Source organism: Ruegeria sp. CDSC021 (assembly GCF_059610845.1).
This window is the reverse complement of record NZ_JBXWOK010000003.1, coordinates 1-21,487: the sequence shown is the minus strand read 5'-3', so window position 1 is coordinate 21,487 and position 21,487 is coordinate 1. Positions and strand designations below refer to the sequence as shown.

20 protein-coding genes and 3 pseudogenes are annotated in these 21,487 nt (G+C 56.1%); 11 read left to right on the top strand and 12 right to left on the bottom strand.

Annotated elements, in window-relative coordinates:
• Position 1 precedes the first annotated feature (1 nt).
• From AC2FGB_RS07040 to AC2FGB_RS07005, 8 genes are all read right to left on the bottom strand, one after another.
• Positions 2-1,051, bottom strand: coding sequence for an ester cyclase (locus tag AC2FGB_RS07040; protein ID WP_496693802.1), 1,050 nt, complete (start codon positions 1,049-1,051; stop codon positions 2-4).
• Positions 1,052-1,145: 94 nt separating this feature from the next.
• Positions 1,146-2,486: a histidinol dehydrogenase gene (gene hisD, locus AC2FGB_RS07035; protein ID WP_496689178.1), complete on the bottom strand. Its 1,341-nt coding sequence runs from the start codon at positions 2,484-2,486 to the stop codon at positions 1,146-1,148.
• Positions 2,487-2,497: 11 nt separating this feature from the next.
• Positions 2,498-3,028: an ester cyclase gene (locus AC2FGB_RS07030; protein ID WP_142639920.1), complete on the bottom strand. Its 531-nt coding sequence runs from the start codon at positions 3,026-3,028 to the stop codon at positions 2,498-2,500.
• Positions 3,029-3,160: 132 nt separating this feature from the next.
• On the bottom strand, positions 3,161-4,150 hold the full coding sequence (locus tag AC2FGB_RS07025; RefSeq protein WP_496693803.1) for a nuclear transport factor 2 family protein: 990 nt from the start codon (positions 4,148-4,150) through the stop codon (positions 3,161-3,163).
• 178 nt (positions 4,151-4,328) lie between these two features.
• Complete coding sequence (locus tag AC2FGB_RS07020) at positions 4,329-5,210, bottom strand: carbohydrate ABC transporter permease (protein ID WP_142639924.1); 882 nt, start codon at positions 5,208-5,210, stop codon at positions 4,329-4,331.
• A 1-nt stretch (position 5,211) separates the two neighbouring features.
• Positions 5,212-6,240, bottom strand: coding sequence for a carbohydrate ABC transporter permease (locus AC2FGB_RS07015; protein ID WP_142639926.1), 1,029 nt, complete (start codon positions 6,238-6,240; stop codon positions 5,212-5,214).
• Between the two features lie 65 nt (positions 6,241-6,305).
• Positions 6,306-7,532 carry an ABC transporter substrate-binding protein gene (locus AC2FGB_RS07010; RefSeq protein ID WP_271949112.1) on the bottom strand — a complete coding sequence of 409 codons (1,227 nt, stop codon included), beginning with the start codon at positions 7,530-7,532 and terminating at the stop codon, positions 6,306-6,308.
• A gap of 83 nt (positions 7,533-7,615) precedes the next feature.
• The gene (locus AC2FGB_RS07005) at positions 7,616-8,665 is read right to left on the bottom strand and encodes an ABC transporter ATP-binding protein (RefSeq protein ID WP_142639930.1); all 1,050 of its coding nucleotides are present in this window, start codon (positions 8,663-8,665) and stop codon (positions 7,616-7,618) included.
• 158 nt (positions 8,666-8,823) lie between these two features.
• Between AC2FGB_RS07005 and AC2FGB_RS07000 the strand changes: the two genes are divergently transcribed.
• Positions 8,824-9,825: an ester cyclase gene (locus tag AC2FGB_RS07000; protein ID WP_496693804.1), complete on the top strand. Its 1,002-nt coding sequence runs from the start codon at positions 8,824-8,826 to the stop codon at positions 9,823-9,825.
• A gap of 199 nt (positions 9,826-10,024) precedes the next feature.
• On the opposite strand, the gene AC2FGB_RS06995 is transcribed toward AC2FGB_RS07000, so the two are convergent.
• Both AC2FGB_RS06995 and AC2FGB_RS06990 read right to left on the bottom strand, forming a co-directional pair.
• The gene (locus AC2FGB_RS06995; protein WP_496693805.1) at positions 10,025-10,759 is read right to left on the bottom strand and encodes a DUF3726 domain-containing protein; all 735 of its coding nucleotides are present in this window, start codon (positions 10,757-10,759) and stop codon (positions 10,025-10,027) included.
• Positions 10,756-11,133: a hypothetical protein gene (locus AC2FGB_RS06990; protein WP_496693806.1), complete on the bottom strand. Its 378-nt coding sequence runs from the start codon at positions 11,131-11,133 to the stop codon at positions 10,756-10,758. The genes AC2FGB_RS06995 and AC2FGB_RS06990 overlap by 4 nt, the downstream gene beginning before the upstream one ends.
• A 98-nt stretch (positions 11,134-11,231) precedes the next feature.
• Between AC2FGB_RS06990 and AC2FGB_RS06985 the strand changes: the two are divergent.
• Positions 11,232-12,410 (top strand): annotated as a pseudogene (locus AC2FGB_RS06985) (IS3 family transposase).
• A 652-nt stretch (positions 12,411-13,062) separates the two neighbouring features.
• On the opposite strand, the pseudogene AC2FGB_RS06980 reads toward AC2FGB_RS06985, so the two are convergent.
• Both AC2FGB_RS06980 and AC2FGB_RS06975 read right to left on the bottom strand, forming a co-directional pair.
• Positions 13,063-13,398: pseudogene (locus AC2FGB_RS06980) on the bottom strand (IS1 family transposase); the annotation flags it as partial.
• Positions 13,380-13,844, bottom strand: a pseudogene (locus AC2FGB_RS06975) (IS110 family transposase); the annotation flags it as partial. The pseudogenes AC2FGB_RS06980 and AC2FGB_RS06975, both read right to left, overlap by 19 nt.
• On the opposite strand from AC2FGB_RS06975, the gene AC2FGB_RS06970 reads away from it, so the two are divergent.
• From AC2FGB_RS06970 to AC2FGB_RS06930, 9 genes are all read left to right on the top strand, one after another.
• Positions 13,832-14,134 carry a transposase gene (locus AC2FGB_RS06970; protein WP_496694684.1) on the top strand — a complete coding sequence of 101 codons (303 nt, stop codon included), beginning with the start codon at positions 13,832-13,834 and terminating at the stop codon, positions 14,132-14,134. The pseudogene AC2FGB_RS06975 and the gene AC2FGB_RS06970 overlap by 13 nt on opposite strands.
• A 117-nt stretch (positions 14,135-14,251) precedes the next feature.
• Complete coding sequence (gene napF / locus AC2FGB_RS06965) at positions 14,252-14,767, top strand: ferredoxin-type protein NapF (protein WP_496694683.1); 516 nt, start codon at positions 14,252-14,254, stop codon at positions 14,765-14,767.
• Complete coding sequence (locus AC2FGB_RS06960; RefSeq protein WP_496694682.1) at positions 14,764-15,057, top strand: chaperone NapD; 294 nt, start codon at positions 14,764-14,766, stop codon at positions 15,055-15,057. Before napF ends, AC2FGB_RS06960 begins: the two co-directional genes overlap by 4 nt.
• On the top strand, positions 15,054-17,546 hold the full coding sequence (gene napA / locus AC2FGB_RS06955; RefSeq protein WP_282027934.1) for a nitrate reductase catalytic subunit NapA: 2,493 nt from the start codon (positions 15,054-15,056) through the stop codon (positions 17,544-17,546). Before AC2FGB_RS06960 ends, napA begins: the two co-directional genes overlap by 4 nt.
• 27 nt (positions 17,547-17,573) lie before the next feature.
• The gene (gene napG, locus AC2FGB_RS06950; RefSeq protein ID WP_281996151.1) at positions 17,574-18,392 is read left to right on the top strand and encodes a ferredoxin-type protein NapG; all 819 of its coding nucleotides are present in this window, start codon (positions 17,574-17,576) and stop codon (positions 18,390-18,392) included.
• Positions 18,389-19,306, top strand: a complete 918-nt coding sequence (napH, locus tag AC2FGB_RS06945; RefSeq protein WP_281996150.1) for a quinol dehydrogenase ferredoxin subunit NapH — start codon at positions 18,389-18,391, stop codon at positions 19,304-19,306. Before napG ends, napH begins: the two co-directional genes overlap by 4 nt.
• 12 nt (positions 19,307-19,318) lie before the next feature.
• Complete coding sequence (locus AC2FGB_RS06940) at positions 19,319-19,756, top strand: nitrate reductase cytochrome c-type subunit (protein ID WP_185956760.1); 438 nt, start codon at positions 19,319-19,321, stop codon at positions 19,754-19,756.
• Positions 19,757-19,785: 29 nt separating this feature from the next.
• Positions 19,786-20,487, top strand: a complete 702-nt coding sequence (locus AC2FGB_RS06935) for a NapC/NirT family cytochrome c (RefSeq protein WP_185956761.1) — start codon at positions 19,786-19,788, stop codon at positions 20,485-20,487.
• A gap of 13 nt (positions 20,488-20,500) precedes the next feature.
• Positions 20,501-20,758, top strand: coding sequence for a hypothetical protein (locus AC2FGB_RS06930; protein ID WP_142640413.1), 258 nt, complete (start codon positions 20,501-20,503; stop codon positions 20,756-20,758).
• Positions 20,759-21,487: the final 729 nt, after the last annotated feature.

The following is a 21,487-nucleotide window of genomic DNA, read 5'->3' as shown; positions in this document are numbered from 1 at the left end:
ATCAGACCTCGCCGACTGGGTATGGAATTTCACCCGCGACACGCGCTTTGTTGAATTCGCGCAGGCGGGCAAAGACATCTACGCCCAGTTGCCGGTACACGTCCAGCAGGTCGACCAACACCCAGTTCTCCCGGATCAGGCCATCTTCCAATCGCCAAAAATCCAACGATCTCATAGTGATGGGCTGGCCAGAAGGGGCGATACCCATCCAGCCGTCATGAGTGATGGTCTGGATCATGTCCGGCCAGCCGGTAACAGCTGCATAATCACCGTCACCAAAGAAATGAAAGGTGATCTCGTCGGCGTATTTGCCTCGGTCCGGCATGCCACCCAGGAAAGGGATCTGGTGCCAGTTGCGAAACCCTGCAATGCCGCGCCCGGTGCCGATCCCAGCGGGGCCGTACCAGTTCATGCGCGGATGCCAGAACCTTTCCATCTCCATCACTTCGGGGCCACCCTGACTGGGATGCTTTTCCAGATGTTCAAGCATGGAAACGATATGGTCGCAGGAGGCCTTCGATTTTGCCTCATCCCAGGGGCCCCGCACGATACCGTCCAGCGTCGCCGGGCCGGGAATACAGAACTCCTGCCCCAAAGACGGGGCCATCGGCCAGGCCTTCGCCTGCATCATCACTTCGGGAATGTCCCAGAGTGCCTGGATTTCGACAACTTTGCGATTTTCAAAGCGGTAGAATTCGTGGAACCGCATATGGGTCAGATGCCCGGTCGGCGGGATGTCCAACCAAGGGGCGACGAAGGTGCCTACGTAGTGGCCGCCACAGCAGACCCAATCATCACCATGTTGCGTCGGCCCGCCCATCACAATCCAATCCCGGCGTTCCAGATCGGGCATGGATTTCAAAAGCGGTGTGTAGCAGGCATCATAGAGTTCCTGCGGCCCGGTCAGGTCGCCGAATGGATGGGGCATGTGGATGACGGCATCGGGCGCAATCACCGCCTGCAGTGCAGCTCGGACGCCGGTTTCGTCAAAGTTATACATGGCTTCGCGCAATGGCGCGATCAGGGCCTTATGGGTAGAATGTGTGTCCATTGCGAAATCTCGCATTGTGTTATCTGCTTTTCTTTCAAAACCCGTGGTGCCCGGGCAAACCCCAAGCGCAAGTTCTGCAGCAATGACCTCACTCTTATGAGGACGCGTCTGCAGCCTCGCGATAAGCCGCACCTTCGCCGTAAGGTACGTTGATGCCCCCATAACGCCGGACGCGAATATTGCATTGCTCGGCATGGCCGACAAAGCCTTCCAGCATACACAGGCGTGAGCCGTATTCGCCGATCATTGCCGCAGCCTCGTCAGTAACAACCTTCTGGTAGCTGTGAGTTTTCATGAACTTGCCGACCCACAAGCCGCCGGTATAACGTCCGGCCTTTTTGGTCGGCAGCGTGTGGTTCGTGCCGATCACCTTATCACCGTTTGCAACATTGGTCCGCGCCCCAAGAAACAGCGCGCCATAGCTGGTCATGTTTTCCAGGAACCAGTCGTCACGGTCGGTCATCACCTGCACATGCTCAGAGGCGATATCATCGGCAACTTGCAGCATTTCGTCATAAGTGTCGCAGACAATGACTTCCCCATACTCCTCCCAGCTGACTTTTGCGGTTCCGGCGGTAGGCAGGATACCGAGGATACGGTCGATCTCGCTCAGCGTTTCTTCGGCCAACTTGCGCGAGTTGGTGACCAGAACACAGGGGCTGTTGTAGCCATGCTCGGCCTGCCCCAACAAGTCGGTCGCACAAAGTTCGGCATCGGCAGCGGTTTCGTCGGCAATGACCATCGTCTCGGTCGGGCCCGCAAAAAGGTCGATGCCAACGCGACCAAAGAGCTGCCGTTTGGCTTCTGCCACAAAGGCATTCCCGGGGCCGACCAGCATGTGGACCGGATCAATGGTTTCCGTACCGATCGCCATGGCACCAATCGCTTGGATACCACCCATGACATAGATCTCATGCGCCCCACCCAGATACATGGCAGCGATCACGGCCGCATTGGGCTTGCCCTGAAACGGTGGCGTACAGGCGATGATGCGAGGCACACCGGCCACTTTAGCGGTCGCAACCGACATATGCGCCGACGCAACCATCGGGAATTTACCGCCAGGAACATAACAGCCAACAGACTGCACCGGGATGTTCTTGTGGCCGAGGATGACCCCCGGCAAGGTTTCAACCTCGATATCCAGCATTGAGTCGCGCTGCGCCTGGGCGAAGTTTATCACCTGTTTCTGAGCGAACTTGATGTCGGCGAGCTCGCGTTCGGTCAATGAGGCAATCAGCTCGTCGATCTGTTCCTGGCTCAGGCGGAAACTTTCCGGCGAGTAATTGTCAAACTTTTCCGACAGATCGCGCACCGCCGCATCACCGCGAGTTTCGATGTCTTTCAGCGTCGCTTCAACGACAGTGCGGGTTTTGGCGTCATCTTCGGCCCGGTCGGCCTCGGGTTTGCCGCTTTTCAGATATTCGATAGCCATTGTCCTAATCCTCAATTTTCGGGCCGGGGCGGAATTTCTTCTCCCCGGTCAAATGTTTCCCACCCTTTGCCCTGGAACAGATCGACTCCAAGCTGCGAGGCGACATGGGCAAAATCGACATTCACCCAGTTGTCGACGATCTTGCCGTCGACAACTTTCCAGAAATCCATGTAACGGATCTCGACGCGCTTGCCGGTGGGCGCAATCCCCAGAAATTCGCCAGAATGGGTTGCTTCCTGGCGGCCAAAAGCTGCCGCCCACTCGCCCATATAAAGCCGGGCCTCGTCGATGCAGGTCTTGTCGGAAAACGCAGCCTGGAACGGGCGTTGCCAGTTTTCCTGGAATTCCTTCAGGCCCGTCTTGGTGCCGCAACCCTGGTTGCCAAGCCAGCGGAACCCTTCGGCGAAGAATTCGCCGATGTCTTCGATACGGTGGTCGTTCAAACCATCGACCATCCCCTCGATCACGGCGCGGGTCTCGTCGGTTTTGCTCATGTCCGTGTCACGTGTCAGCACGGCCTGTTCGGGGCGGGAGCCCTTCATGTTTCTCTTCCTTTTATGGTTACCAAGGGGTCTTCTGTGTGGAGGGCGAGGATTAATCCGCCGTCAGAAAATCCCTTGGCATCCGGTTGAGCGCCGGATGGCGCGCAACGGCGTTATGTCTGGCAGAGCAGCTCATGCAGCCTGCTCGGCGATTTCAGCAAAGAGGTCATAGCCCAGTTGCAACAGCACATGCGGGACATCGACAAAAACCCAGTTTTCGACCAGCAGATCGTCCTCGCGGCGCCACCAGTCGCAGACCCGCATGAAGACGCGTTTGCCACTTGCGGACTGGCCGAGGAAAGGTTTCACCTGGACGCCAGTTAACGAGGGCCAACCGCCCGAGCATACGTAGTTACCTTCGCCATAGCGGGTGAAATGCGCCGTCATACCGTTGCCCGCAGTGCCGCCGGACCAGCCTTCAAAGGTGGCTTCGAAAGGCACCTGGAAGCTGGCAAAACTCTCGATCCCGACGAAAGAACCGAAGGCGCCGGGGCCGTACCAGACCATGTTGTCATGCCAGTAGGGGCGCCAAGCCTCGTTCTCGGTAGCAAGCCCGGCCAGCATTTCTGTGACCATATGATAGCTCTTGGCACCCTCGGCAGGATCCTGCGGAGTGGTCAAGATGCCATCATGGCTGGCAGGGCCCTGAATCATGCCGGTGAAGCCGCGGGTCTTGCCCGGGCTGTCGGGGATCGGCCATTGTCCAGCGGCCAGCATCAGCTCTGGAATATCGAGGAAGATATAGCTTTCCACCGCCTTGCCGTCCTGCATCCGGTGGAACTCGCCAAAGCGCAGATAGGCAAGCTCGCCTGTGGCCCGGATGCCAAGCCAGTCGCGCGAGAACCGACCAACGAAATAGCCGGTGGTGCTGATCCAGTCCTGCCCGTCAAATTCGCCGGCCATGACGATGTCATCGCGCCGAAAAAGCCCGTCGAAGGCAGCGGCGAGCGGGGCGATGACGTGATCGTGCAGCCCGAGGCCGCCCGCGACCTCATTGAAGGGATGCACCACGTTGACATGTGCACCGGGGGCGAAGAAAGCGTCAAATGCCGGCCGGAAGTTGCCAGGATGGCGTTGTGCTTCGGTGAATCTCAGAAAGGGTTTACGGTCGAGGTTTTTCATCTTCTCTGTCTCAATGGGGTCTGTTCGGGGCGTGTTCGGAGAAGCGCCCCGCAAGGTCCCGCGCGCATCAAAGCAAATGGAATTCGTCCCGGCCGCCGGGTCCTGCGCGCAGCCACATTCAGTCTGGCAGTATGCGCATGGGCAGATACGGACTGAGGATGAGTGCGTCCCATCAGAGTTAGCCTTTCACAGCCCCGGCCGTCAGACCGCCCACAATCTGTCGCTGGAAGAACATGACCAGAATGAACAGTGGAACTGTGGCTGAAACCACAGCCGCAACCGCGAACATCACGTTACCTTCGGTCTGCGTTGTACCAAGAAACGCGGCAATGGCAGGCACCATCGTGCGGTTACTTTCGGACAGAAGCATCGCCCCGACGGCAAAATCGTTATAGGCCAGCAGGAACGAGAACAGCCCGGTGGTGATCACCCCTGGCCACATCACCGGAATGATCACCCGACGAAATGCCTGGAACTGGTTGCATCCGTCGACCTTGGCACTTTCATCCAGCTCGCTTGGGATGTTCTTAAAGAAAGAATGCAGCATCCACAGAGTGAACGGCTGGTTTATCGCCACAAGCACGATGATCGTGGTTGGAAGGATCCCCCAGATGTTCCATTCGAAGAAAGGCAGCAAATATCCCGAGACCAGCGTAATCGGTGGCATAGCCCGGAAGATAAGTGCCGTGATCAATAGCCAGAACGTATAGTTGTAGGTCGACCGGGACAGAGCATAGCCCCCCAGCGTTCCGATTGTGAGCGAGATGGTGACAACAAAGAAACAGACGATCCCTGTGTTGAGAACATTCCGCCAGAATTCTTCCTGTATCCAGGCGCCCTCGTACCCTGTGGTTGTGAAAGGCGAGCCATAGACGGCTTCGGTCCGTGCTCCGGTGATGGCATTGGTCCAGTCGGCGATCGAAAAGAAATCCAACTCTACCTTGAACGAACCCCAGACCGTCCAGAGGAACGGGAAAGCGGCCAGAACGAACCATAGGATCACAAATAAGGACGTGGCGATCCGGAGACTTCTAGGCATTCTTTGTGCGCGGCTGGCCATATTATCTTGCTCCTTTGAAGTCGCGCCAGGTGCGGACAAGCACCGGTGACAGCAGAATGGCGACTCCGATTATCGTGATCACAGAGGTCGCGGCCGCGGAAGAAAGCTGCCGGGTTTCACCGCCTAAGTCGTTGAAGATGAATGTACTAAGGGATTGTGCGTGCGCACCTGCGCTGAACCCGATTATCGGTTCAAACACCTTGAAGTTGTCCATCAACTGAATCAACGCAACAAATGTGACCAGTGGCATGAGATGAGGAACGACCACGAACTTAACCTGTTGCCAGCGGGTTGCCCCGTCTATCTGGGCGGCCTCGATTTGATCCTGGGGCAATGTTTGCAACCCCGCATAGAACACGACAAATGCAAATGGAGCGGCGTGCCAAACTCCATAAACCATCAGCGCCACCCACATCAGCCCGGTTGAGGCCTTCAGGCTAAAATCCGGATCCCCGGCCAGATATACTAGGGCGTTGCCGATGACCCCGCGGCTGTCAATCATCCAGAACAGGATAAGCGAGCCAATCAACGGAGTGACGATCATCGGCAGAAGCGAAAAGAAGATCAGCAGCCCTTTGAGATTTCGGTGCAGGGAGTTGATTGCCAGCGCAATCACCAGCCCCAAAATGATTGTGAGCGGCGTCACAACAAACGTGAAGGTCAGCGTAAAAGCCATTGCCCTGTAAAAGGGCAAATTACCGATCTTTGAGAAGAAACCGCCCCAGGTTTCATTCGCAGCCCAGATCTGTCCAATTTCCTGGATCGCCAGGTGGCCACGGTCCAGGTAAATGTCCAATCCGACAAATCGGCCCAGTGGTTTCTCGGCGCGAAGGGCGGCTGTTGCCTCTTGATCAATCGTGGTCTCTGTCGTGCAGCCGATCAGGGGGGTGCAGCTTTCGACCTCTAACAAAACGGCCGGATGAGGCGCGAAAATGGATTGGGTCACCACCGAGACTATCGGCATCGCGATGAACAGCAGCATCGCAAGCCCGGTGGGCAGGAAGAACCACAGGAAGGTCTTATGGCGCATGTCGCAATCCCCACGTGAATTGGTTTGTGCGGGCGGCCCTTACAGACGCCCGCACGAGTCAGGCCCTACTGGAGGAAACCTTGTTCGATGGCAGCGGCGCGATATGCGGCTTCGACATCGGCCAGCGCCTGCTCAGCGCTTTCCTTGCCTTGCATGAAGTCTGAAAGTTCATTGCCTAGCGCGCTGTGCATCAGGCCCATGTAAGGCAACATCGGATAAGGCGGTGTGCCCATTTTGGCCGCCTCAAACACGCCTTCGGCGTCCGCACCAGGCTCGTAGCCTTCGATCAACCATACCGCCAGCGGCGTGGTTTCATCGTTCAGCATGTCAGGACGGATACCGTGTTTCATCGCGATGAACGTAGCCTCGGCTTCTTCATCCGAGATGTTCTTGCCGACGGTCCAGCCGTCCCACCACAGGGTCGATGCCGGCGTCGAGCCGCCGCCGACTGTCAGTGGTGCGCCGATCGCATGACCGTCGATCACTTCCTGAAGCACGCCTTCGGTCGTGGTTTGCTGTGATGCCCGTGAACCCCACATGTTCATGATTGCAACGTTACCAGCACGGTATTCGGCATTAGTGGCATTGGAATCGTGGGTCAGGAAGTCGGGGTTCATGTATTCCGACAAAGCCTTCATCATGTTCAGCGCATTGACACCAGCCTCAGAATTCACGTTGGGCTCAGCTGTTCCGGCTTTGAAGTGGCTGCCGCCATAGCCAAGAAAAATGTTGTTGAATTCCTGAGCCAGATTCCAACCCGACGCATAGGCGCCGCCAACCGGGTTTTGCATGATGCCCTGCTCGCGAATGGCTTTGGCCGCTTCGAGCAATTCTTCATAGGTTGTCGGCACTTCGACACCGGCCTGTTCCAACACGTCCTTACGATACATCAGGTGCTGAGCATTCGCCATGAACGCCACGGCCATAATGTCATCACCAATCTTGATCAACTGACCTGGCTGCAGGTCCTGACCATGCTGTTCCACCAGATCGTTGAGCGGCCGAATAACATCTTCGTTCATCAACGCCACGATCGAGCTGTTGGCGATGATGGCACTGGTGTATTCAGACGGGTTTCCGGACAGACCAGCCACGTTGATGGTCTGGTGCTCGGAGGTCAGGTTTGAATCGACCGATGCGCCTGTGCATTCTTTCGCGCCGGTTGCGACGGCCTGAATGGCCGCAAATTCGTTACCAACGATATTCACGCGCCCGCTAATTTCACAGGCATAACCTGCGCTGGCGGCAAAGGCGGCCAAGGACCCAGCCAATGCAATTTTCTTCAGAAACATTTGTATTCCTCCCTAGGTAGATGGGTGCATCTTCGAAGTCTGCACCTGCGTTAAACCCGGCAATGCGGGTTTGGATTTTCTGTTCAGCGCTCCAAACGCGTTCCGGTTTGCGCATCAAACAAGTGGCAGTGATCGGTGTGGATATGGATTGAAACCTGATCATCGATTTCAGCGCGATAGGTTTTGTCGGCTTTGACCGAAACCAGCGCGCCACCGATCCGAACCGAGACCATCGTGCTGTCGCCCAAAAGCTCCTGCGTGTAGATGGGCCCGTTAATCTCGCCGCCGCTTTCCACGACATTGGCGTCCTCGGCGCGAAAGCCCAGCGTAATCGGGCCGTCCGACGCATTCAGCCCATGCACCTCAGTGTTCTGAGCCCGAAACACCCCATCCTGAACCTGACCATCGATAAGGTTCATTGCCGGATTGCCAATAAAGCTGGCCACAAAAGTGTTTGCGGGTGCATCGTAAATATCGGTCGGAGAGCCAACCTGCTGCACGATACCCTGCTTCATGATCACCACACGATCTGCAAGAGTCATCGCTTCGATCTGGTCATGAGTCACGTAGATCGTGGTCACGGCAAGCTCGTGGCTGAGGTTCTTGATCTGCGCGCGCGTCGAAACACGCAGCTTGGCGTCAAGGTTTGACAGCGGTTCGTCCATCAGAAAGACATTTGGCTCGCGAACAATGGCGCGGGCCAAAGCGACGCGCTGACGCTGGCCGCCCGACAGCTCTGCCGGTTTGCGATGCAGAAAGTCATCCAGTTCGACCATGGCCGAAGCGCGGCGCACTTTTTCGTCATGTGTGGAAGGGTCGATGCCGCGCACCTTCAGCGGGAACCGGATATTCTCATAAACATTCATGTTCGGATAGAGCGCGTAGGACTGAAACACCATGGCAACATCGCGGTCCTTGGGCTCCATGTCATTGACACGCTCGCCATCTATCAGAATGTCGCCCTCGCTGGCGTCTTCCAAACCCGCAATCATGCGCATGGTCGTCGTCTTGCCACAGCCTGATGGGCCAAGAAGAACCAGAAACTCTTTATCGGCAATAGTCAGGTCGAAATTATCCACCCCCACAAACGATCCCCAACGTTTCCCAACACTGCGAAGTTGAATTTCGGCCATTCTGTCCTCCCATGTGCACTTGTCGTGCATACGTTTGCAAGAGCATAGACATCTGATGGAACATCAGGCAAGCTTTTTTTGCATGCGTTTGCAAATCTACGTTTCACTATACAGAAAACCTGTGCTCAATTCCTGGTAAAGCACTGAAAGAAAAGAATATGCCTTACGAAGCCGAGAAAAATATTGTTCTGGATCTTTATGAAGCTCTGAGCCGAGCTGAAGAATCAGCGGTCCCTGACGTGATCTCGAAATATTGCGCCGATGACTATCTGTGGCGCGGATTCCATCCCTTTGACGAACTGCATGGCCCCAGTGACGTAGGTGCCCAGTTCTGGCTTCCGCTGAAACAAAGCCTGACCCGAATGCAGCGCCGTATGGACGTATTCATGGCCGGAGAAAACGAGATGGACGGTTTCACCTCGGTCTGGGTTGTATCAATGGGCCATCTCATGGGGCTGTTCGACAAAGATTGGCTAGGTATCTCGCCAAACGGCAAAATGACATTTCTGCGCTATTGCGAATTCAACAAGGTCGAAAACGGAAAAATCACTGAAACGGCGATGTATTTCGACATACCTCATTTCATGATGCAGGCCGGATTGCAGCCGTTCCCGCCTCAGACAGCCGCGCAGCTCGTGCAGCCGGGGCCCATGACCCATGACGGCCTGATGGTCGGTCCGCAACCTGCGGCGGAAGGAGAGCGGACTCTGGCGGCCATCAACTCTATGATCTCCGATCTGGGCCAATGGAACAGCGGCCTCAGCCTTGAGGAAGAACTACGGCGCACATGGTCCGAAGACATGATCTGGTGGGGGCCATCCGGGATCGGGGCGACCTACACGATCGAACGCTACGCCCAACAGCATGCAGGCCCTTTCCGTGCTGGTTTCACTGACCGGTCGAAAACCAAACACATATGCCGCCTGGCGGAGGGTCACTATGGCGGTTTTTTTGGCTGGCCGAACTTCACAGCCCGTCCAACTGGCGGGTTCATGGGAATGCCTGCAACTGACAAAGCCGGTGAATTTCGGGTGATAGATATCTATCGGCGAGACGGGGATAAGTTGGCCGAGAACTGGATATTCATCGACCTTTTGCATTTCTGGAAACAGCAGGGTGTGGACATCCTTGCCAGAATGTCCGAGCTACCGCGAACATAACCGGCAGGATTGACGCACATCAGACCTTGGCCCTGTGCACTACCCCTGGCTCATGGCGCGCAGGGTCAAAAGGTTCTTTGGCGACCCAGCGCAGATTCAACAGAACATCATGCTGAACGAGTTCCGGTCCGACGCCGCCCCAATCGGGGCGGCATTTTTTGTTTGCAAACGGTGCAAGCGCTGGCTCATATCCCAAGCCTCACATGGGCCCCGCGCCTGAGCGGGATTGCGTATCCGAGCGAACGAGAATGGGCCAAGCGGCGGCGTTCAGGGCGTCCCATTGGTCGGGGTCAACCTCGATCCCCTGTTCCAAAGCTTGGTTATAGTTGGCTGCTAGCTGCGCCGCCGAAATTTCAAACCGCTGAAGTTCGGGTTGCTCCACCTGACGTGTCACCGCGTCCGCCAGCAATGCAGGCTGATTTGTGAAGATGATAGTGACGGTCGAGATTTCTTTTCTGTCATCTGCATTATCCAATCGCCAGTAATGCGGGAAAGTCGCGCCGCTTTCAAAGCTCGCTCCGTGTGATCCAACCTGATCTTTCCGATAGGCTGAGATATACACGCCCAACTGCGCGACCATCGACAGGCTTCGCAGGATTAGACCAGGATAGCGGCAGTTGGCCAGTTCGATGATCGCAAAGCCCGACTTGTTGGCCTTGGAGTGCATCAGATAGGCCGCCAATGAGCCGTGCTCGCAGACATCCGCGCCACCTGCATCAAGAACGGCGATGTCGCCATTTTCGAACACCAACCGCGGAGTCGCTCCACCCTTGGGGGCCCGTGGTGGCAGGCTGATACGGTCGAACCCGCTCAGACCCGCCATTTGCAACCAAGTGACCAATTGGCCAGCGTCCTCATAGTCACCGATCTCGTGCCCGGCTCCTTCGTAGGCGCGGGACAGCGCGGTGATCATTTCGTTACGGGATACTTTCATGCCTGTGCCTCCTCAATCTGCGGTTTCAGTGGCAGGAACCAGCTTTCATAGGTCTGGCCGATGTCATCAATCAGCGGTGCCCCCTGATACATTGTGTTACGTAGCCATAGCTTCGAACGAGGGTCGAACTTGCTGACGCCAAAGAAGGCAAGCTTGCAGCGCAACAGGTCCATGGGGCGCACGTTCCGGTCCGCAAGGTTGGCTCGGATTTCGGCGTATTTGTGCCTGCTCATGGTTTGGATGCGGCGCACGATGCTTTTCAGAGCTGGGCGGCGCAACAGGAAATGAATGACGTCACTGCCTGGATGCTCTTCAAGGTCTTCCAACAACACGTCATAGCCGGCGCGAACACGGCACCCGATGGGCAGCGGCATTTGTTTCTCAATCCCCGGATCAGCACCGGCAAAACCCAGTGCTGAGCCTCCCCAACTGAACTGGTCCCCCTTTATGTTTAGGAAACGGAGGACCTAGAATGGCAAACAAGAGACCGAAGCCGGAAGAGATTGTCTCGAAGTTACGGCAAGTTAAAGTTCTGATGGGTCAAGGCATGTCCCGTCTTGATGTGATCAGACAGATCGGAGTTGTTGAACAAACCTATTACCGCTGGCGGAAAAAGTACGGCGGAATGGGTGTTGATCAATTGAAGGAACTGAAACGGCTTCAGAAAGAGAACGAGCGGCTGAGGCGCGCAGTTTCAGATCTGACGCTGGACAAACTGATCCTGACGGAAGCCACAAAGGATGAAGGGCGGTTAGCAAACCATCCCGTGGATGGTTTGCTAACCCTGAACGCGAAGCCCTACTGAGCCCCGCTCGCCGTCGTGCTTGTATTAATCATGTACGCAACCAGCTGAACGTTTCCGAGAGACGCGCCTGTCGCGTGCTTGGACAGCACAGGTCCACGCAACGACGCGCCCCACAAGGTCGCGCAGACGAAGGCCGACTGGTGGCCGACATGATCGAGTTGACCCGACAGTACGGCCGATATGGCTATCGCAGGATCGCTGCGCTGCTGAGAGAGGCTGGATGGTCTGTCAGCGATGGCGGGTTGAACGGCTTTGGCGACGAGAGGGGCTGAAAGTGCCAGTGAAACAACCGAAGAAAGGGCGGCTCTGGCTAAATGACGGCTCATGCGTTCGGCTACGGCCAGAGTATCGCAACCATGTTTGGTCGTATGACTTCGTTCATTGTCGAACCGACGACGGCAAAGCCTTCCGGACGCTGAACATCCTTGATGAGTACAGCCGGGAATGCTTGGCAATCAGGGTCGAGCGGAAACTGAACTCGACCGATGTAATCGACGTTCTGACAGACCTGTTCATACTTCGCGGCGCGCCCAGTTCATACGTTCTGACAATGGGCCGGAATTTGTCGCCCAGGCGGTCCGAGACTGGATCGCCGCCGTTGGCGCCAAGACGGCTTACATCGAACCTGGCAGCCCGTGGGAGAACGGATATTGTGAAAGCTTCAACGGCCGGGTCAGAGACGAGCTGCTCAACGGTGAGATCTTCTACAGCTTGCGCGAAGCTCAAATCCTGATCGAACAATGGAGGAAACACTACAACACAAAACCTCCCCACAGTGCACTGGGCTACCGCCCGTCAGCTCCCGAAACCATCATCTCAATGGATCACAGGCCAATGATGCACTAACAATCAAATTGAACCAGTCAGATGAGGCTGCTCAACAAACAATCATTCATAAGGGAGTAGCAGTTGTTTTAGCCCTCGAAAAGTTTGATGTTAGGTTTGAAACTCTATCGCTTTGGGCTCACACTGGACGTCGAATGCGATGCAGCATCCGGTGATATGCTGCACCGGTCAACGTCGGGTTGTCGAAGTGGGAGGGAATGGCGGTTCGGAGGATCAGTCATGGAAACACCAAACTTACCCGCCATTCGCGCGCTTCGCCCGGCCTGAAACAAGGGCCGGATCGTAGGACAAAAGCGCCCTCTGAAACCAAAACACATCTGGGCGATCAGGGTTGGACTTGAGCTAGCCAAAATCCACCGGGACTTTGTCGTCTTCAATATGGCAATAGACAACAAGCTCCGAGGCTGCGATCTGGTCCGAATGCAGGTGGTCGATGTAATGGCCTCCGGACAGGTCAAGGAACGAGCCTCCGTTCTGCAGAGTAAGACGCAGAAGCCGGTGCGTTTCGAGATCTTCGAAGGCAGACGTTTGTCAGTCGCGAAGTGGATGGAAAACCCGCTGATGGTTGGTTCGGAATACCTTTGGCCTGGCCGGTTTCATGAACGACTTCATATATCAACGCGCTAATATACGCGGATCGTACGGGATTGGGTCACTTTGAAAGTGCCTTATTACGGGGCTTATAGTTTCCACGCTTCTTTGGTGCGGGTTCGTTGGCATCAACGATAGCAACCAGTTCAGCTATATTCCAGAGGCGATCAGTCAAACCCGCTTCCATTGGAGGTGTCACCTTTAACGTCTGATGCACCTTCACAGAGTTGTAGTACATGAAACGCAGCGCAACGGAGTGCATGCGGTTTTCAACCTTCTTGCTGAAACCACTTGTCAGGCGGGTAAAAGGGCGCATGGGCATACGCATGGTCAGGTTTTGACACTCAACATTCGACGTGCTGATCAGAGATTTGTCGGTGCGACCTGACCTAGCTCGCCAAGGTGACTTTGCAGAGCGTTGATCAATTGCGTGCGTTGCCGAGCCAACAATTCCCGGGACCGAAGAACCATCGCTGACGCCTAGGTCTCTTCACACTTCACAGCAACAATGCGCATCGTTGGTCGACTTGCAGCTTCACAGTTCTGCTTCTGCATCGTCCATATCGTTCTTCTGACGTTAGACGAATGGCTTCACGTGGCCGGATTGATCAGCCTGACTTTGTGACCCAAACGACCGATCTCGCGCGCCCAATAATGCGCACTGGTGCAGGCCTCCATTGCAAACACGCTACGCGGGAATTTGGCAAAGTACTCGAGGACCTGGCCCCTGCGCAGTTTCTTCTGAAGAACCGGGTGACCTGTTCTAGCCGCTCCGTGCACCTGGAACACATTCTTCGCCAAATCCAGGCCAATCATGCCAATCTCTTCCAGTGACGCCTCCATTCAGTTTGTTTGCAAACCCACAATGGCACACCGAGGCCAGCGGGGGCGTCTACACCTTCAGAACCGTTCAAGGGTCGTGTTGTGGCCAAGTCGTCGGTCCTGGGTGTGAGGTCAATGAATTTGCGCGACGACATGATCTACGGCCCAATCACCTGTCGACGTGGCAACGGTTGGCAATGGACGGCTATACGTCATCAGATGTATTGAGACAGATGGCGGTTTGGCTTTGTTGTGTCATCGCTCATCTGGTTTCAAGCAGCACGGATGGTGGCATTCCAGACGTCAAATAGCTCAAATCGTTTAAGAACGATGCGCTCAAACTATGATCTGGATCAAAATGTACCAGCCTCAGAACGATTATGCAGTAAACTCAGAAAAGGAATCAGAGATAGCCAGGTCAAAGCGATATGAGTCAACTGACCAGCCGACGCGTGTTTTTGGGCGTCACCGCATTCCGGGAGGACAGTAATCTTGTTCGACCTCCGGGTTCGGTTGTGCCTGGTTTTGCAGATCAATGCAGTAAATGTGGCGACTGTGTCGAGGCTTGCCCCGAAAGTGTGATTACCATTGGTCAGGATGGGTATCCGGTGTTTCAACCCACCGAGGGTCCCTGCACTTTTTGTGGGAGTTGCGCTCAATCCTGTCCCACGGATGCCCTGGACATAGAACGCCTGCAAGATTGGCCGTGGCGCGCGTCGGTCGAAGCTGCGTCCTGCCTGTCTAGCAATGGTGTCAGCTGCCGAGTGTGTCAGGATAATTGCGAACAGAACGCCATCAGCTTCAGGCTGCAACTGGGTGGCCGCGCGGATCCATCAATAGACCTCGACGCCTGCACTGGCTGTGGGTCGTGTATGGCGTCTTGCCCGGTCGATGCCGTCACATTGAAACGCAAAACCATATCTCAAACGGAAGTCAGCCAATGAATATCTGCGGATGCCTTTTACATATCGCACCAGCGCAGGCACTGGCGGCGTCCGAGGCAATGAAAGGCACGGTCGGTGTCGAAATTCACGCCGAGGCCGAAGACGGCCGTTTCGTAATTGTTGTCGAAGACACGCCGACACGCCTTGCGTCCGAGATCATCATGGACCTGCACCAGATCCCCGGGGTGATTTCTCTGACGCTGACGTACCACCATTTCGAGGACATTGCGGACGGCCATCCGCATCCCGATGCCCCAAGCCAAACCACCAGCCGGAGGCCCACGCTATGACCATATCAGAAACTCGTCGGACATTCCTCAAGGCCTCAGCGGCCGCAGCTACGGCCTCTGCCGCAGGTATTCCTCTAGCCACTGGTCAGGCTGCCGCGCAGGTGGGCACCCCTGACATTCGCTGGGACAAGGCCGCCTGCCGGTTCTGTGGCACCGGCTGTTCTGTGCTGGTCGGCACCAAGGACGGGCGTGTTGTCGCCACTCAGGGAGACCCTGACGCGCCGGTCAATCGCGGGCTGAACTGCATCAAGGGCTATTTCCTGTCAAAGATTATGTATGGCAAGGATCGCCTGACCACCCCATTGCTGCGCAAGACCAACGGCGAATATGACAAGAACGGTGAGTTTGAGCCGGTCAGTTGGGACGAAGCCTTTGACGTCATGGCCACCAAGTGGAAAGAGGCGCTCGCCAAAAAGGGCCCAACCAGTGTCGGAATGTTCGGGTCAGGCCAATGGACGGTTTGGGAAGGCTATGCTGCATCGAAATTGATGAAAGCCGGGTTCCGGTCCAACAATATCGACCCCAACGCGCGGCACTGTATGGCTTCCGCGGTCGTGGGCTTTATGCGTACCTTCGGAATTGACGAGCCGATGGGTTGCTATGACGATCTGGAACACGCGGATACTTTCGTGCTGTGGGGATCGAACATGGCCGAAATGCACCCGATCCTGTGGTCGCGCCTGACCGACACGCGCCTGACCAAGCCGGGATGCGAAGTGCATGTTCTATCGACATTCGAACATCGCTCGTTCGAGCTTGCCGATAATGGCCTAGTGTTTAACCCGCAGACCGATCTGGCGATCCTGAATTACATCGCCAATTACATCATTCAGAACGGCGCGGTGAACGAAGAGTTTGTCAACAAGCACGTCAACATCACCAAAACCGCCACCGATATCGGTTATGGTCTGCGCGATACAAACGCGCTGCAGCAAGAGGCAGAGAACCCAAACTCGGGCAAGCTCGAGACGATCAGCTTTGAAGAATACGCCGAGGCGGTCGCACCTTATACGCTGGAATACACAGCCGAACTGTCTGGCGTGCCCGCCGATAAACTTGAGAAGCTGGCGCAACAATATGCAGACCCGAACCGCAAAGTGATGAGCTTGTGGACCATGGGTTTCAACCAGCACACCCGCGGATCGTGGGTGAATTCGCTGATGTATAATGTGCACCTTCTGGTTGGTAAGATCTCTGAACCCGGCAACTCGCCTTTCTCGCTGACCGGTCAGCCCTCGGCCTGTGGAACCGCGCGTGAGGTGGGCACGTTCGCCCACCGCCTGCCTGCAGACATGGTGGTGGCAAATGACGAACACCGTCAGATTTGCGAAACCGCCTGGAATATCCCGGCAGGTACTATTCCACCTAAGCCCGGGTTCCATGCGGTCTTGCAGCACCGGAAGCTGAAGGATGGTGAACTGAATGCCTATTGGGTGCAGTGCAACAACAACATGCAGGCGGCACCCAATATCAACGAGGAAGGTTACCCGGGTTATCGCAACCCGGAAAACTTCATCGCAGTCTCTGACCCTTATCCAACTGTCACAGCTGTCTCTGCAGATTTGATCCTGCCCACCGCCATGTGGGTCGAAAAAGAAGGCGCCTATGGCAACGCGGAACGCCGTACTCAGTTCTGGCGCCAGCAGGTGAAAGCGCCAGGAGAAGCAAAATCTGACCTGTGGCAGTTGATGGAGTTTTCGAAGCGCTTCACCGTTGAAGAGGTCTGGGATGAAGAACTGCTGGCTAAGATGCCCGAACACCGCGGCAAGACCATGTATGATGTGCTTTACGCCAACGGATCGGTGGACAAGTACCCCCTAGCCGAAACTGCGGAAGGCTTTGACAACGACGAATCCGAGCATTTTGGGTTCTACGTTCAGAAAGGCCTGTTTGAGGAATATGCCGAATTTGGCCGTGGTCACGCACATGACCTTGCACCGTTCGAAACCTATCACCAGGCGCGTGGGTTGCGCTGGCCGGTCGTGGACGGGCAAGAAACCCTTTACCGCTTCCGCGAAGGGTACGATCCGTATGTGCCCGAAGGCGCGGATGTTAAATTCTACGGTCACAAGGACGGCAAGGCAAAAATCATCTTTGCCCCCTACGAACCCGCCGCAGAAGAGCCGGACGAAGAATATGATCTGTGGCTGTCGACCGGTCGCGTGCTGGAACATTGGCATTCAGGCTCGATGACACGCAGGGTGCCGGAACTGCACCGGGCCTTCCCATCGGCAGTTGTCTATATGCATCCACAAGACGCCAAGGATCGCGGCCTGCGCCGCGGGCAGGAAATCGTGTTGTCGACCCGCCGTGGCGAGGTCACCAGTCGGGTTGAGACACGCGGGCGCAACAAGGTGCCGCGCGGCTTGGTCTTTATGCCGTGGTTTGATGAACACCAGTTGACCAACAAGCTGACGTTGGATGCAACCTGTCCGCTGTCGAAGGAAACCGACTACAAGAAATGCGCCTGTAAGGTCGAGCGCGCGTAATCGGCACGGATCGCAAAGGTAATCCCCATGCCCCTCGCCGAAACACCCCTTTCGCCGAAACGTCGCCGCTTCCTTCAGGATACGGCGCGTGCGGCAGGCGGCTGTATGGTCGCCGGATCACTGCTGGCCTGGCTGGCCCGCGACGCCCGTGCATTGTCGGCCGAAGCTTTGCGCCCCCCCGGCGCGCTGCCAGAGCGGGAGTTCTTGTCGGCCTGCATTCGCTGCGGGCTGTGTGTGCGAGACTGCCCCTATGATACCTTGAAACTGGCCGAGCTTGGGTCGGATGCCGGGGCGACGGGCACGCCATATTTTACCGCTCGCGATGTGCCTTGTGAAATGTGCGACGATATTCCTTGTGTTGCCGCCTGCCCGACCGGTGCGCTAGATCCCAAGTTGGATAACATTGACGATGCCAAAATGGGCGTCGCGGTTTTGGTCGATCAGGAAAACTGCCTGAACTTCCTGGGATTGCGGTGTGACGTTTGTTACCGTGTCTGCCCCGTGATAGACGAAGCGATCACGCTGGAAACGGCGCATAACGCCCGCTCGGGCCACCATGCGATGTTTATCCCAACCGTAAATGCCGACCGCTGCACCGGCTGTGGCATGTGCGAAAAAAGCTGTGTTCTGCCAGAAGCCGCAATCAAGGTATTGCCGGTACGTCTTGCGCGGGGCAGCAGCGCGGATCATTACCGCAAAGGTTGGGAAGAAAAAGATGCCAAGGGCGCGCCGGTTGTTGAAGGCATAATCGACCTGCCCGACCGCCTGCCCGGCCCGGGGGTCGACAATCTGATCGCACCGGGTGGTTTTGAACCCGGCTATGATCTTCCAGGGGTGGGACAATGACCACCCGCACACATATGCCCATAGGCCAAGAAGCCGTGGCGGTCAAAGGCTGGGTCGGCGCGCATAAATACCTGATACTTCGCCGTATCAGTCAGCTGTTCTTTCTGGTCCTGTTCCTGTTGGGACCCTGGTTCGGCATCTGGGTCGTTACAGGTACCTTGGCAGGATCGCAGACCCTGGGTGTACTGCCGCTGACGGACCCATTCATCCTGTTGCAAAGCATCATCGCCGGGCATTGGCCGGCGATGACCGCTTTGATTGGCGGCTTGATCGTCATGGTGGCCTATGCGCTGGTCGGGGGCCGCGTCTATTGTTCGTGGGTCTGTCCGATCAACCCGGTGACCGACGCCGCCAACTGGTTGCACAGGCGGTTGGACTTGCCGAAAGGTTGGCAACCTAAACGGCGCACGCGGTTGTGGATATTGGCCACGGCGCTGATCGTCTCGGGCCTCACCGGCGTGATCGCATGGGAGATTATCAACCCAATCACCATGTTGCATCGCGGCCTTATCTTTGGGGCCGGATTTGTCTGGGTCATGGTCGTTGCGATCTTTGTCTTTGATGTGTTTGTCGCCCGTCACGGCTGGTGCGGCCACATATGCCCGGTCGGTGCGTTTTATGGCCTGATCGGCACCAAAAGCCTGTTACGGGTCAGCGCGGTTAACCGCTCGGCCTGTGACGATTGCATGGATTGTTATGCCGTATGCCCCGAAAACCACATCATTTCGCCCGCGCTGAAGGGCAAGCCGGGTGCCACGCCGCTGATCCTGTCAACCGACTGCTCAAACTGCGGTCGCTGTATCGATGTCTGTGCAGTTGATGTCTTCAAATTTACTCACCGGTTCGACGACCAAGTCGCCGCACCTTCCGATCCAGTTCCCGCGCCTGAACCGCGCGTAGCCAGACCTATTTAAGGGAGTGCCGAGATGAACAAGCCAATCCTCACAGGTGTCGTCGCCCTGATCCCCGTTATATTCCTGAGCGGGTTCGTCCTTGCGCAATCTGCGACGGTGCAAACCCTGCGTGGCGCCGAGGTGGATGAACCCATTCCGTTGGACCGGATTCACAAGAACGTGGAAGGACGGATGCAGCGCAACTATCGCCAGCAACCACCGCTTGTCCCCCACTCGATCGAGCAATACCAGATTGACGTGCGCACCAATCAATGCCTGTCCTGCCATGACTGGACCAAAGCCGGGGAACGCAATGCGCCGACCCTGTCGATGACCCATTATCTGGATCGTGACGGCAATGAGTTGGATCACATCGCCGGGACCCGTTATTTCTGCAACCAGTGCCACGTGCCTCAGGCAGATGCGCCTGCGTTGGTCGACAACGTGTTTGAACCCTCGTCCGGCAACTAATCCAACGCATGTCTGAAAGGAGCACCAAGATGGCAGACTCCCCCGAAAACCGCGGTTGGATCCGCCGCCTCTGGAACGCGATCTGGACCCCGGCTGTTATGTTCAGCTCGGGCTTTCTGATCCTCGCCGGGTTTCTGGCCGGTATTCTGTTCTGGGGTGGGTTCCACTGGACATTGGAACTGACCAATACCGAGGAATTCTGTACCTCGTGCCACACGATGGAAACCAATCTGGGTGAATACCGCGAGACGATCCACTATAACAACCACTCCGGTGTCCGCGCGATCTGTTCTGACTGCCACGTGCCACATGAATGGAACCACAAGATCAAGGCCAAGATCATGGCTGTTAAAGATGTCTATCACGAGCTTGCCGGAACCATCAGCACGCCTGAGAAATACGAAGCGCATCGGCTAAGTATGGCATCGGCGGTCTGGAAAAAGATGAAGGCCTCTGACAGCCGCGAGTGCCGCAACTGCCATAACTTTGACTATATGGATTTCACCATTCAAGAAGCACGCGCTGCATCGGAACATCAGCGGGCAATTGACAACAACATGACCTGCATCGACTGCCACCAAGGCATCGCACACAGCCTGCCGCAGGGTTATCAGGAAGAATACCAGAAAATCACCGATGCGCTGGCTAATAAATCCGCAGGTAACTTGCAACAACAGGTTGCAGACGGCAGCGCAGAAATCCGGTCATACCTGACCACACAGTCGGACTGAAAAGGGGTAAGTTATGCTGGAACTTCTGGGAACAATCGGCGGCAACATCATCGGCCTTCCAGGCATTCTGGGCGTTGCGCTTGGCATGATGACGCGCCGCCTCTGGCTGGGGGCCATGATGGGCGGTTTGATCGGCATTGTTGGGACGCTGCTGTTTGCCCATTGGGACTTTGCCAATGTTGCAACGACCGAACTTTTGATCGCCATTGTTGTGGGTCTGTGTGCCGGGACACTGGGTTCTGCGATCCGTATCAAAGGGGCAACGGTCTAACAGAAAGACCGAAGCGTGCTGGGCAATGGCGGCGTAGTGATTGGTCCTTTACCCGATGCTCTGGGGTAGATAGCGGCTAGGTGCAGAAGGGCTCTGATGGAATGGACATCCCCTGATTTCTCATCTGATAGGTTTTCGAGATGGAAGCCGTCAGAACTATCGAGCAATCCGTGCCGAGGGACCATTGCTCGCGTTGGTGTAGATTTTCAGCTGCAGCCCACGCGCCACTGGAGCATTCGACCACGCCTTGCAATGGACAGGTATTACGACATCTAGCTGCAATAAAATAGATATCATATCAAACCCTTAAAGATAGTGTTTCAGCCAAATTGATTCAGGAAAGTAGGCCTCAATGAGTCCACCGCAGATTGATTCCATATCTTATTGCGCACAATGGCGCCCCTAAGCGCGTAATCCTAGGAACCATGATTGGCCTGGCAAGATCCGGGCTCTGCTTGTCCTACTCCCACCATTTTGTACTGCGCAAAAAAAACAACCTGTTCTGGCGCAAAAAGTAACAGCGCAGCCCGCACCGCCGCACTTGTTTTAGGGCCAGCAGGATTTGGACAAGCCAAACGCCTCTGGCCATCTGGGGTAAGACGCTGCCTTTCCCCTCGGGCAACCCTATTAGACAACACCGTGTCCTCGGCTGCGCCTATGGACCGCACAAGACGCTGTACAATCGATGGAAACGGTGGAGCGACAAGGGCATCTTCGCGCGAATGATGG